Annotated in this window: 11 protein-coding genes; 9 read left to right on the top strand and 2 right to left on the bottom strand. The window is 74.0% G+C overall.

Annotation, left to right across the window (positions count from 1 at the left end; all coding sequences use genetic code 11):
* The first annotated feature begins 2 nt into the window (after positions 1–2).
* Complete coding sequence (locus ACFCX4_RS00670) at positions 3–1,103, top strand: MupA/Atu3671 family FMN-dependent luciferase-like monooxygenase (RefSeq protein WP_376137681.1); 1,101 nt, start codon at positions 3–5, stop codon at positions 1,101–1,103.
* 65 nt (positions 1,104–1,168) lie between these two features.
* Here ACFCX4_RS00670 and ACFCX4_RS00675 read toward each other — a convergent pair whose 3' ends face one another.
* Positions 1,169–1,924, bottom strand: a complete 756-nt coding sequence (locus ACFCX4_RS00675; protein ID WP_376137682.1) for a thioesterase II family protein — start codon at positions 1,922–1,924, stop codon at positions 1,169–1,171.
* Between the two features lie 192 nt (positions 1,925–2,116).
* Between ACFCX4_RS00675 and ACFCX4_RS00680 the strand changes: the two genes are divergently transcribed.
* The 7 genes from ACFCX4_RS00680 (at position 2,117) to ACFCX4_RS00710 (ending at position 8,494) form a co-directional block, all read left to right on the top strand.
* Positions 2,117–4,003 carry a non-ribosomal peptide synthetase gene (locus ACFCX4_RS00680; RefSeq protein ID WP_376137684.1) on the top strand — a complete coding sequence of 629 codons (1,887 nt, stop codon included), beginning with the start codon at positions 2,117–2,119 and terminating at the stop codon, positions 4,001–4,003.
* A gap of 62 nt (positions 4,004–4,065) precedes the next feature.
* Positions 4,066–4,557, top strand: a complete 492-nt coding sequence (locus ACFCX4_RS00685; RefSeq protein WP_376137685.1) for a hypothetical protein — start codon at positions 4,066–4,068, stop codon at positions 4,555–4,557.
* 73 nt (positions 4,558–4,630) lie between these two features.
* On the top strand, positions 4,631–5,419 hold the full coding sequence (locus ACFCX4_RS00690; protein ID WP_376137687.1) for a thioesterase II family protein: 789 nt from the start codon (positions 4,631–4,633) through the stop codon (positions 5,417–5,419).
* Positions 5,420–5,506: 87 nt separating this feature from the next.
* The gene (locus tag ACFCX4_RS00695) at positions 5,507–5,992 is read left to right on the top strand and encodes a GbsR/MarR family transcriptional regulator (protein WP_376137688.1); all 486 of its coding nucleotides are present in this window, start codon (positions 5,507–5,509) and stop codon (positions 5,990–5,992) included.
* Positions 5,993–6,012: 20 nt separating this feature from the next.
* A complete protein-coding gene (locus tag ACFCX4_RS00700) occupies positions 6,013–6,900 on the top strand; it encodes an ABC transporter ATP-binding protein (protein ID WP_376137690.1) in 888 nt (295 codons plus the stop codon).
* Positions 6,890–7,675, top strand: a complete 786-nt coding sequence (locus tag ACFCX4_RS00705; protein ID WP_376137691.1) for an ABC transporter permease subunit — start codon at positions 6,890–6,892, stop codon at positions 7,673–7,675. Before ACFCX4_RS00700 ends, ACFCX4_RS00705 begins: the two co-directional genes overlap by 11 nt.
* A gap of 132 nt (positions 7,676–7,807) precedes the next feature.
* Positions 7,808–8,494, top strand: coding sequence for a hypothetical protein (locus ACFCX4_RS00710; protein ID WP_376137692.1), 687 nt, complete (start codon positions 7,808–7,810; stop codon positions 8,492–8,494).
* A gap of 129 nt (positions 8,495–8,623) precedes the next feature.
* Here ACFCX4_RS00710 and ACFCX4_RS00715 read toward each other — a convergent pair whose 3' ends face one another.
* Positions 8,624–8,926, bottom strand: coding sequence for a hypothetical protein (locus ACFCX4_RS00715; protein WP_376137693.1), 303 nt, complete (start codon positions 8,924–8,926; stop codon positions 8,624–8,626).
* Positions 8,927–9,328: 402 nt separating this feature from the next.
* Here ACFCX4_RS00715 and ACFCX4_RS00720 point away from each other — a divergent pair, with 402 nt between their 5' ends.
* The gene (locus ACFCX4_RS00720) at positions 9,329–12,028 is read left to right on the top strand and encodes an AAA family ATPase (RefSeq protein ID WP_376137743.1); all 2,700 of its coding nucleotides are present in this window, start codon (positions 9,329–9,331) and stop codon (positions 12,026–12,028) included.
* The last annotated feature ends 11 nt before the right edge of the window (positions 12,029–12,039 follow it).

Below are 12,039 nucleotides of genomic sequence, written 5' to 3' on the forward strand. Positions count from 1 at the left end.
CGATGGAATTCAGCGTCTACTTCTTCGCCGCCGACGACCGGCACGAGGCCGGCGAGCGCTACCGCTTCGTCCTGGACGTGGCCCGCTTCATCGACTCCCGGGGGTTCCGGGCGATCTGGACCCCCGAGCGCCACTTCCAGGAGTTCGGCGGGAGCTTCCCCAACCCCTCGGTGCTGGCCGCCGCGATCGCCGCGGTGACCGAGCGGGTCGAGCTGCGGGCCGGCAGCGTGGTCGTGCCGCACCACCACCCGGTGCGGATCGTCGAGGAGTGGTCCCTGGTGGACCAGCTCTCCGGCGGCCGGGTGGGGCTCTGCCTGGCGACCGGCTGGCACAGCGGCGACTTCGTCTTCCAGCCGGAGCACTTCGCCGACCGGCGGGAGTACACCCTCGCCACCGTCGACACCCTGCGCGCGCTCTGGCGGGGCGAGTCGCTGTCGTTCCCCGGCCCGGACGGCGGCACCCTGCCGGTGCGGACCTTCCCGCGCCCGCGCCAGCCGGAGCTCCCGCTCTGGATGGTGCACACCGCCAACCCGGCGACCTGGCTGGAGGCCGGCCGGCGCGACCTCAACGTCCTGACCCTGCTCGACAGCTGGGAACGGCTGGCGGAGAACGTCGGCGCCTACCGCAGGGCGCGCGCCGAGGCCGGACTGGACCCGGCCGCGGGGGTGGTCACCGTCGGCATGCACACCTACGTCGGCGAGGACGAGGAGCGGGTGTGGCGGCTGGTGCGCGAGCCGGTCGGCCGCTACCTCTCCTCCTTCCTCACCCAGAAGCGCGGGGACCGGGCCGCGGCCGCGATGTCGGACGAGGAGCAGGCACAGCTGGCGGCCCTGGTCGCCCGCGACTACTACGACCGGCGCTCGCTGCTCGGCACCCCGGCCAAGTGCACCGCGGTGCTGGACCGGCTGGCCGCGATCGGGGTGGACGAGGTGGCCTGCCTGGTCGACTTCGGCCTGCCGTTCGAGGAGGTGCTCGCCGGGCTGCCCGCCCTGGACGCGCTGCGCCACGGGTACGCGGGGCCGGCCGGGACGGCGCCGCAGTCCGCGCAGTCCGCGCAGTCCCCGCCGGCCCGCCGCCTGCTGGCCGGCTACTACGACCAGTAGCGCTCCGGACGGCACCGCGCCCCGCCGCCGGGCACGGCGGCGGGGCGGCGGGGCGGCGCCGGAAATCAGCCGGCCTGTTCCACCAGGAGTTTCATCAACGACGCGGCGGAGGTCTGGAAGAAGAAGTGGTCACCGGGTAGCACATTCACCGTGAATTGCGCCGAGGTGTGGACCTGCCATGCCTGCAGATCGGCTTTCCGGCATTCGGTGTCCAATTCCCCGCCGAATGCCGACACCGGGCATTCCAGCGGAGCCTCGGGAAGGTACCGGTACGTTTCCTCGACGGCGACGTCGGCGCGCATGGCCGGAACGTACACCTCCTGCATTTCCCGGTCCGCGCGCAGCGCCGCCGGCACGCCGTGGCAGCGCTCGTCCAGCGCGTCCAGGAACCGGTCCATCGGCAGGTCGTGGATCGGCGCGTAGCGCGGCGGCAGGTGGGGCGCGGGCTGGGCGGAGATCGCGAGCAGGGCGGGCTCCGGGCCGCGTCCGTCCCGGAGGCGGCGTGCCACCTCGAACGCGATCAGTGCCCCGGAACTGTGTCCGAACAGGACGAACGGGCCGGTCAGGGCCTGTGTGCAGGCCGCTGCCGCGGCCGGTGCGAGCCCGGCCATCGAGGTCGCGAGGGGTTCGGCCCGGCGCACCTCGCGCCCGGGCAGTCGCAGCATCCAGAGGTCGACGTCCGGCGGCAGCAGGTCCGCCAGGCCGTGGTAGGAGGCGGTGCCGCCGCCCGCCCACGGCACGGCCAGCACCGTCAGCCGCGGATTCCGCCTGCGGCCGGCGCGGAGAAACCAGCGGTCCGGGTCCAGCTGAGAATCGGTCATGGGCCGCAACGATAGGGCAGCGCGGGCGGTCGGGGTACCCCGGGGAAAACATCGCGTCAAGGGATCGTCAATTCTCCGCCGACCCTTTCCGGAACCCCGTCGGCTCGCTACGATCGATCGTCGTCGGGGTTGCCGGAAACCTTGCGGAATCCCGGTCCGACGGAATTCCGCGGCAGGACGAGGAGTCACCTGATGCGCGTTGACAGAGCAGACGACCCGACCGGGGGGACCGCCGTGACGGGGCACACCCTGCACGGCCTCGCGCTGGCCCGGGCGGCGGCGCGGCCCGAGGCCGTCGCGGTGCGGCACGCCGGGCGCGACCTGACCTACCGGGAGCTGGACACCCGCAGCGCGGGGCTGGCCCGGGAACTGATCGGCCGGGGCGTGCGCCCCGGGGACCTGGTCGGGGTGTCGATGGCCCCGGCGGCCGAGCTGGTGGTGGCGGTCGTCGCCGTGATGCGGGCCGGCGCGGCCTACGTCGCGGTCGACCCGGCCTACCCCGTGGAGCGGATCCGCCTCGTCCTGGAGGACAGCGGCGCCCGCACCGTGCTGACCGACGCCGCGTCGGCCTGGGTCCCCGGCCTGGCCGGCCTGGAGGCCGTCCGGGCGGACCGGCCCGCCCCGGCGGACGCGGCACCGGCGGACGGGGCACCGGCGCCCGGCACGGCACCGGCCGAAGCCGCCGACCCGGCCCCGCTGCCGGAGGCCGGCCCGGCGGACCTGCCCTACCTGATCTACACCTCGGGCTCCACCGGCCGCCCCAAGGGCGCCATGAACCACCACGGCGGCGTGGCCGCGACCATGGTGGGTCTGGCCGCCGCCCTCGGTCTGGACGCCGGCGACCGGGTCCTCCAGGTGTCCTCGCTCAACTTCGACCTCTCGGTGATCGAGATCTTCGCCACCCTCGCGGTGGGCGGCACCGTGGTCGTCCCCGAGGCCGCCGACCGGACCGACCCCGGCGCCCTGCTGGACCTGCTGGCCGCCGAGTCGGTCACCGTCTGGTCATCCGCCCCGGCGCTGCTGCGCCCGGTCACCGACACCGCCCGGCGGCGCGGCGGCGGCCTGCCCGCCTCGCTGCGCACCGTGGTGCTGGCCGGGGACCGCTTCCCGCCCGCGATGGTCGCCACGCTCGCCGCTCTCGCCCCGGGCGCGGTCGCCCACAACGTGGCCGGCATGACCGAGGTGTCCTGCTGCAGCCTCGTGCACCGGGTCCGCCCGGAGGACGCCGGACTGGACGCCGTCCCGTGGGGCCGCACCCTGCCGGGGCACACGGTGCACATCCTGGACGAGGCCGGCCGTCCGGTGCCCGAGGGGGAGCCGGGCGAGCTGTACATCGGCGGCGTCGGCGTGGGCCAGGGCTACTGGAACCGGCCCGAGCTGACCGAGGAGCGGTTCCTGCCGGACCCGTTCGACGGCCGGGACGGCGCCACCTACTACCGGACCGGCGACCTGGCGGCGTTCCGTGCCGACGGCGGCATCGACTTCTTCGGCCGGCTGGACGGCCAGGTGAAGATCCGCGGCGTCCGGGTGGAGACCGGCGAGCTGGAGACCGCCCTGGAGCAGCACCCGCTGATCAGGGAGGCCGTCGTGGTGGCCCGTCACCCGCGGGTCGGCGAGGGCGTCCTGGTCGGGTACGTGGTGCCCGAGGCCGGCCGGCTGCTCTCCGCGGCGCAGTGCCGCGACCACCTGGCCAGGACGGTGCCCGCCCACTCGGTCCCCGGCGAGTTCTACTTCCTGTCCGGGCTGCCGCTGCTGCCCAGCGGCAAGGTCGACCGGGGCGCCCTGCCGTACCCCGAGGAGCCGGCGGCCGGGCCGGAGCAGCCGCAGGCCGCGGCCGGCGACGGGATCCTGGCCGCCGTCGTGGGCATCTGGGAGGAGGTCCTGGGGCGGCCGGGGGTCGGCGCCCACGACGAGTTCAGCGAGCTGGGCGGCCAGTCGCTGGCCGCGATGGAGATCGTCGGCCGGATCCGCGAGGGCTGGGGCGCCCGGACCTCGCTCGCGGCCTTCCTCGACCACTCGACCCCCGCCCGCTACGCGGCCCACCTGCGCGCCGCCGGAGCCGTCGCCCCCTTTGCCTGACGAGCCGTCACCATCCACCGGAAACAAGCGTTGTCACCACTGCCACCAAGGAGAGAAGTCGGATGACCACCAGCCTCCCCGCCGCCGAGCGCGACATCGTCACCCGGATCGGCCGGTACTACGAGAAGGACGGCATGGCCGCCGACCGCGGCGAGGTGATCGGCCACCTGCTGATCTCCGAGCCGGCCCGGCAGCGCGCCACCGACATCTGCGCCACCCTCGGCATCGACCGCGACGCCGTCGACAAGATGTCCGACCAGCTCGTGCCGGCCGGCTTCTTCGTCCGTGACGAGGCCGAGGACGGCGACTACTACCTGACCCTCCAGGACGCCACCTGGCCGCGGGTCATCCAGCACACCTTCCTCAGCTGGCCGGGCTTCCACGAGACCCTGGAGCGCGGTCTCAAGGCGATGGAGGCCGAGGGCACCTCCGACGAGCGGCTGGCCCGGCTGCGCAACATGGAGAAGCTCTTCCGCTACCTCGCCGTCGAGATGCCGGCGCTCTGGGGCCGCTACGAGGAGGAGAGCGCCGCCCGCGCGGCCGCCGCCTCCTGAACCGCCGCCTCCTGAACCGCCGCCTCCTGAACCGCCGCCCGGAACCCGTCGTACGAGCAAGGGAGTCGATCCGATGCAGGGGCCGAGTCCGGCCGTCGCGTCCGTACCGGCCGATCCGGTGTGGGTGCTGCGGCCCGAGCCGCGGGACCGCGCGGCACTCCGACTGCTGTGCGTCCCGTACGCCGGCGGCGGGACGGCGGTCTACCACGCGTGGGCGGCCGGACTGCCCGACTGGATCGACGTCTGGCTGGTGCGGCTGCCGGGCCGGGAGGTGCGGCTGCGGGAGCGGCCGCGCACCGACCTGCTGGAGCTGGTCCGCGAGCTGGCGGCGGCACTGGCCCCCGCCCTGGACCGGCCGTTCGCACTGTTCGGGCACAGCCTGGGCGCGCTGATCTCGTTCGAACTGGCCCGCGAACTCCGGGCCCGGTACGGGCTGGAGGCCGCGCACCTGACGGTCTCCGCCCGGACCGCGCCGGAGGTGCCCCAGCCGGGCCGGATGTCCCGGCTGCTCTCCGACGAGGAGTTCCTGGAGGTGCTGGACCGGCGCTTCGGCGCGGTGCCGCCGGAGCTGCGGACCGACCCGGAGATGCGCGCGCTCTACCTGCCGATGCTGCGCGGCGACATCACCATGCTGGAGACCTACCGGTACCGGCCGGCGGCTCCGCTGTGCTGCCCGATCACCGCCCTCGCGGGCAGCGCGGACGACGAGGCGACGCCGTCCGACCTGCTGGCCTGGGGCCGGCACGGCACCGGCGGGTTCGACCACGTCGTCCACGAGGGCGGCCACTTCTTCCTCCGGCCGCACCGGGAGGCCGTACTGGCCCGGCTGGAGGGGGACTTGGCCCGGACGCTGGTGCCGTGACGCTCCACTGACGCCCCGTCACTCCAGCGGGTGACACGGGTTTTCAGTGTCTTGCAAATGCAGTATGTTCAGTACACGCTGAACACCATGGCAATCACACACGACGAGGCTCTGCGCTTCGCGGAGGACGTGGCGCTGTACTTCGAGCAGGACGCCGGCCTGCCCAAGATGTCCGGCAGGCTCATCGGGTGGCTGCTGATCTGCGACCCCCCGGAGCAGACGGCGGGTCAGCTGGCCGAGTCACTGCAGGCCAGCAAGGCCTCGATCTCCACCTCCACCAGGCAGTTGATGGTGGCCGGGCTGATCGAGAAGGTGTCCAGGCCAGGTGATCGGCGTACGTACTTCCGGATCAACGACAACGGCTGGGCCGACTCGGTCTTCGAGCGGCTCGCCGCGGTGACCAACTTCCTCGGTGTGCTCGACAAGGGCACCGCGCTCATGGCGGGGGACACCCCCGCGCGCCGGGCACGCCTGGAGAACGTCGCCGACCTCTACCGCTGGATGCAACGAGAGCTGCCGCCGCTGCTCGCCCGGCACCGGGCGCAGCGCGGCTCGACGGAGGACGGAAAGTGAACGTATCGGCGATCGAGACAGTGGGTCTGACGAAGCGGTATCCCGGTAACCGCGGCGTCCATGATCTCGATCTCACGGTGGACCGCGGTGAGGTCTTCGGCTTCCTGGGCCCCAACGGGGCCGGCAAGACGACGACCATGAAGATGATCCTCGACCTGATCCGCCCGACCTCCGGGAAGATCCGCGTCCTGGGGCTCGACCCGGTGTCCCAGGGCTCCGAGCTGCGCGCCCAGATCGGTTACCTCCCCGGAGAGTTGGTGCTCGACGGGGCGGAGAACGTCGGCGAGCTGCTGGGCTTCTTCGCCCGGCTCCAGCACGGGCGGGTGGACCAGGCCTGGGTCGCCGAACTCGCGGACCGGCTCGGGCTGGACCGCAACCGCAAGGTCAAGAACCTGTCCAAGGGCAACAAGCAGAAGGTCGGCATCGTCCAGGCCTTCATGCACCGGCCCGCGCTGCTCGTCCTCGACGAGCCCACCAGCGGCCTCGACCCGCTGATGCAGCAGGTGTTCCTGTCGCTGGTGACCGAGGCCAAGGAGGCCGGACAGACGGTCTTCATGTCCTCCCACATCCTCAGCGAGGTGCAGGAGGTCGCGGACCGGGTCGCCATCATCAAGGACGGACGGCTGGTGACCACCGGCACCGTCCAGTCGCTCCAGCAGCAGGCCGTCAGCCACGTCGAGATCACCTTCGGCGGGCCGTTCGACCCCGACGAGTTCCTCCGGCTGCCGGGCGTCTCCGGCGCCCGGGTCGACGGGGCCACCCTGTTCTGCACGGTCGACGGCCCGGCCGACGGCCTGGTCAAGACCGCGGCCCGCTACCGGGTCGAGAAGTTCTTCTGCCACAAGCCCGATCTCGAATCCATCTTCATGGACGAGTACGTCAAGGAAGGCGCCACCGTTGTCCACTGAACTCCCGGTGTTCTCCAAGGCGATCCGTGACCAGCGCCGCGGACTGCTCCTGTGGGCGGTCGGCATCGCCGCGGTGATCGCCATCTACACCTCCTCCTACTCCCAGGTGAAGGACTCCGACCTCAGCTCGGTCCCCGACGGCATGGCCAGCGCCATGCACTTCGACGACCTGCAGAGCGGCGCCGGCTTCCTGGAGGGCACGGTGTTCGGCCTGCTCGGCCCGTTGCTGCTGCTGATCTTCGCGATCTCCACCGGCACCCGGGCCATCGCGGCGCAGGAACAGTCCGGCGTGCTCGACCTCTACCTCTCCTACCCGGTGCAGCGCCGGCGCTTCGCCCTGGAGCGGTTCGGCTCGCTGCTCGCGGCCGTGCTGCTGTTCACCCTGCTGATCGCGGTGGAGATCACCGGCCTCGCGTCCTCCCAGAAGATGGACGTCCCGGCCGGCAACATCATCGCCGGTGCCGTCCAACTCGGCCTGCTGGCCCTGTTCTTCGGCGCGCTCGCGGTCTCCGTCGGCGCGGTCACCGGAAGCCGGGCGACCACGCTGGGCCTCACCAGTGCCATCGCGGTCGGCACCTACGTGATCAACGCGGTGGCCTCGCAGATCGACGCCGCGCACTTCCTGCAGCGGCTCACCCCGTTCTACTGGGCGCAGGGCACCCGGCCGCTGCGCGACGGCTTCGACCCGGTCGGCGTGATCCTGCTGCTGCTGGCCACCGCCGCCGTGCTCGCGATCGGCCTGCGCGCCTTCGCCCGCCGGGACATCAACGCCTGACCCGCACCACCGCCCGGCACCCCTGCGCACCGCCCGTACTGCCCGAACCACCCCGCCGGAGCCGTGGGCCCACGGCTCCGGCGGGTGCTTCGCCGTGTCCGCAGTCCGCCGTTCCGCCCAGGAGGTCCCGCCATGAAGTCCATCGACTCCGGCTTTCTCATACGGCTCCGCGCCCGACTGCCCCGTGTCGAACGCTCCCAGTACGTCGCCTACCTGGCCGGCTGCGCGGTCTTCGCGTTCGGCGCGGCCTGCTTCATCGAGGCCGACCTGGGCACCGACCCGCTCGACGTCTTCGCGCTGGGCCTGCTGGAGCACGTCGGCCTCACCATCGGCATCGCCCAGGCCCTGGTCGCCGCCGTCTGCGTCGCGGTCTGGGCGGGCTGGAACCGCCGCCGCCCGGTGCTCTCCCCGTTCGTGACCTTCCTCTTCTGCGGCAGCCTGATCGACCTGATGCGGGCCGGCGGCACGGCCGGACTGGTCCCGCTGCCCGACCCGCTGCTGATGCTCCTCGGCAGCCTGCTCTGCGCCTACGGATCCTCGCTGATCATCATGAGCGGCATCGGCATCCGGGCCATGGACCTCGTCGGGATCAGCATGACCGAACGCTGGCGGTGGCCGTTCTGGGCCGCCAAGTGCAGCCTCGAACTGGTCCTGCTGGTCGGCGGCTACCTGCTCGGCGGCCCGGTCGGCGTCGGTACCGTCGCCTTCCTGGTGGTCGTCGACCTGCTGATCCAGCCCCTGATGCGGCTCAACGGCACCCTCCTCGGCCTGCGCAACGCGGGCCTCCCCGGTCTCAGCACCTCCCGCGCCGCGGTCTGACGCCCGGCGGCTCCCGCGTCGGCCGCCCCTGCCGTCCCGCCCGGCCCTGCCCCTGTCCCTGCCCGTCCGCCGGACGGCGGCGGCCCGGGCCACCGCCGTCCGGGCCGCCGTTCCCTCCGGACCTCCGGTCTACACCGTGGTGGCGATCCAGCCGATGCTCTCGTAGGTGTGCGGGCCGTCGGAGAGCACCGTGCCGCGGCCGACCAGCTCGTTGAGCCGGATCCGGAAGCCGGTGGTGGTCACGTCGGCGATCCGCAGGCCCGGGGTGTCCGGGCCGTTGAAGGTCTGGACGAACGGCACCACGATCACGTCCGAGCCGTCGGGGAACGGCGAGGGGAAGGTGACGTCGGTGAAGGTGGACGTGTCGCCGCCGGTGGTGGCCGATCGGCTGGTGGAGTTCAGCTGCAGCTTGCCGGTCTGGATGATGCTCATGGTCTCCGCCTCTCGCTCTACGGCCGCCGGCGCCCGCCCGTGGGCCGGGGCGCCGGGACGTCCGGGCCGTCGTCCCACCTGGGACCGAGGGGGAGTTGCCCGGGCCGGTCCGGGTTTAGAGCACAAGTCGCCGGTGCGGAGCAACTGTTCCCGTACGACTTGTCAAGCGCGACACGGCCGGTTAGCCTCCCCGCCCCCGGGCCGACCGGCCTCCCCCTGGTCGGACGGATTGTCAAGGCGGCACCGGATCCGCCCGTTCGGCAGTAGCCTCTGCGATGGCAACGACGGCCGTGGAGAAGCGAATTGGAGGCGGCGGTGGTCGAAGGGGAGGCCGCGGTCCGGGGCGGCGGCGAGGTCGGCGGAGCCGACGGGTCCGGCGGGTCCGGCGGCACCGCGGGGTCGCTGCACGAACGGGAGGCCGAGCTGCGCTCCGCCGGCGAGGCGGTCGGGATGCTCACCCGGCCCGGCGGCGCGGGCCTCGGGGAACTGCTCGTCTACACCGGCGCGGCCGGGCTGGGCAAGACCGCGCTGCTGACCGAGGCACGCCGGGAGGCACGCCGCGCCGGCTGCACCGTGCTGTCCGCCCGGGGCGGGGAACGCCGGCGCCACGAGCCCTTCCACGTGGTGCGCCAGCTGGTGCAGCCCGTGCTGGCGGCCCTGCCCGACGCGGAACGGGCACAGGTGTTCGGCCCCTGGGAGGACATCGTCGGCCCGGCCGTGGGACTGCTGCCGCCCGGCGGGCAGCTCGACCCGCAGGGCGTGCGGGACGGACTGGACTTCGTCCTCACCCGGCTCGTGCAGCGCCGCCCGCCGGTGGCCGTGATCGTCGACGACCTGCACTGGTCCGACCCCGAGTCGCTCGGCTGGCTCGCGGGCTTCGCGCTCCGCGCACGCGAACTGCCGGCCCTGCTCGTCCTCGCCTGCCGGGACGAGTTCCCCGACGACGCCCTCACCCTGCAGCACGACCTCCTGCGCAAGGCCGACCGCCGGCACGACCTGCGCCCGCTCCAGCCGGCCTCGGTCGCCCGGCTGGTCCGCGCCGCCCTGGGCGCGGGGGCCGAGGACGCCTTCTGCCGGCACGTCTGGGCGGTCACCGCCGGCAACCCGTACGAGACCACCGCCCTGCTGCGCGAGGTCCGCGACCAGCGCCTGGAGCCCGTCGAGGAGAGCACCGGCCAGCTGCGCGAACTCGCCGCCACCGCCAAGGGGATGACCCTGCGGCACTGGCTGGCGAAGCTCGGCCCCACCGCGGTGCGCTACGCCTGGGCCGCGGCCATGCTCGGTACCGACATCCGCCCGGACCTCGCCGCCGTCATCTGCGCCCAGGGCCCGGAGACCGCCGCCGGATCCGTCCGCCAACTGCGCCGGCACGGAGTCCTGATCAGCGCCCCGGGGGACCGGCTGGAGTTCGTCCACCCGCTGGTCGCCACCTCGATCTACCAGTCGATGCCGCCCGCCACCCGCACCGGGATGCACGGCGTCGCCGCCGTCGAGACCGAGAACGCCGGGCTCGGGCTGCTGACCGCCTCCCGGCACCTGCTGGAGACCCTGCCCGACGGGGACGGCGCCACCGTGGGCAAACTGCGCGCGGCCGCCCGCGAGCACCTGGCCATCGGCGCGCCCGAGGCGGCCCAGCGCTGTCTGCGCCGGGCCCTCAGCGAACCGCCCGCCGACGAGGAACGGGCCGCGCTGCTCTACGAACTCGGCTGCTCCGCCCTCCTCACCGACCCGGCGACCACGGTCAACCAGCTCCGGCTGGCGCTCGCGGACCCCCACGGGCTGGACCCCGGACTCCGGATCGACGCGACCTTCCGGCTCGCCCAGGCCCTCGCCCACAGCAACCGGCTGGGCGAGGCCGCCGCCGTCTGCGCCGAGGAGGCGGCCCGCACCCTGCCCGGTCCGGGCCGCCTGCGGCTGGAGGTCGCCCACTTCATGTTCGCCGCCTTCCAGTCGGAGGACGCGGACGGGCCGGGCCGCTCCCGGCGGCTCGAAGAGTTCGACCGGATGCTGGAGACGGTCGGCATGGCCTTCGGCGACCTCCGCGAGGACGGCCCGGCCGCCCCGGCCCCCGGCGCCGCCTTCACCCACGACGGCCTGATCCACGCGGTCGCCGTGCTGCGCTGCTGGGACCTCACCCTGCGCGGGGCGGACCGCGCGGAGGCGATAGCCCTCGCCGAGTCCGCCCTGCCGGGCGGCCGGCTCCCGCACAGCCTCGGCTGGACCAACACCGTCTGGGGCTTCGAACTGCCCGGGATCCTCGGCATCAGCTACCTCTACGCCGACCGCGTCGACCGGGCGGAGGAACTGTTCACCGAAGCGGTCCGCGCCTACGAGGTCGCCGGATGGAGCGGCGGCCACCTCGGGTTCGCGTACCTGCTGACCGGCATGCTCCGGTTCCGCTGCGGCGCCCTGGCGGAGGCCGAGGACTACCTGCGCCGGGCGCTGCGCCTGGCCGAACGGATCGGCCCGGCCACCCCGTTGCACTGGGACGCGGTCGGGGCGCTCGCCGAGACCCTGGCCGCGCGCGGCCGGGTGGCCGAGGCCCTGGAGCTGGCGCGCGCCCACGGTTTCGGCCCGCCGTACCCGACCGTGATGGTGCTGCCCGACGCCCCCACCCTGTACGGGCGGCTGCTGCTGGCGCGGGGCGACGCGCCCGCCGCCGCCGAGACGCTCACCGCCGCCGGCGCCGCCCTGGACGCCCGGGGGTGGCGCAACACGGTGTGGGCGCCGTGGCTCGGCCACCTGGCCCGCGCGGTCGCCGCCGACGCGCCGGACCGGGCCCGCGACCTCGCCGAGGAGGGCGTCCGCCGGGCCCGGGAGTCCGGGACGGACTCGGCCATCGGCACCGCCCTGCGGCTCAGCGCCACCGTGCACGACCGCCCGCGCGCCACCGAACTGCTCGGCCAGGCGGTCCGCCACCTGGAACGCTCGCCCGCCCGTTACGAGCACGCCCTCGCCCTGGTCGACCTGGGTGAGGTCCTGGGCACCGCCCCGGCGGCCCGCACCGCGCTCGCCCGGGGGCTCGAACTGGCCGCCCACTGCGGCGCCGACGGCCTCGCCACCCGCGCGGGAGCCCTCCTTCGCGCGGGCGCGCCGGGGTGAGGGGCGGTGGG

This window comes from Kitasatospora sp. NPDC056327, assembly GCF_042261735.1.
Taxonomy (GTDB): domain Bacteria; phylum Actinomycetota; class Actinomycetes; order Streptomycetales; family Streptomycetaceae; genus Kitasatospora.

Excerpts from the sequence above, each read along its gene's own strand:
- ACFCX4_RS00670 (WP_376137681.1), top strand. The coding sequence starts at position 3 with ATGGAATTCAGCGTCTACTTCTTCGCCGCCGACGACCGGCACGAGGCC.
- ACFCX4_RS00675 (WP_376137682.1), bottom strand. The coding sequence starts at position 1,924 with ATGACCGATTCTCAGCTGGACCCGGACCGCTGGTTTCTCCGCGCCGGC.
- ACFCX4_RS00680 (WP_376137684.1), top strand. The coding sequence starts at position 2,117 with ATGCGCGTTGACAGAGCAGACGACCCGACCGGGGGGACCGCCGTGACG.
- ACFCX4_RS00685 (WP_376137685.1), top strand. The coding sequence starts at position 4,066 with ATGACCACCAGCCTCCCCGCCGCCGAGCGCGACATCGTCACCCGGATC.
- ACFCX4_RS00690 (WP_376137687.1), top strand. The coding sequence starts at position 4,631 with ATGCAGGGGCCGAGTCCGGCCGTCGCGTCCGTACCGGCCGATCCGGTG.
- ACFCX4_RS00695 (WP_376137688.1), top strand. The coding sequence starts at position 5,507 with ATGGCAATCACACACGACGAGGCTCTGCGCTTCGCGGAGGACGTGGCG.
- ACFCX4_RS00710 (WP_376137692.1), top strand. The coding sequence starts at position 7,808 with ATGAAGTCCATCGACTCCGGCTTTCTCATACGGCTCCGCGCCCGACTG.
- ACFCX4_RS00715 (WP_376137693.1), bottom strand. The coding sequence starts at position 8,926 with ATGAGCATCATCCAGACCGGCAAGCTGCAGCTGAACTCCACCAGCCGA.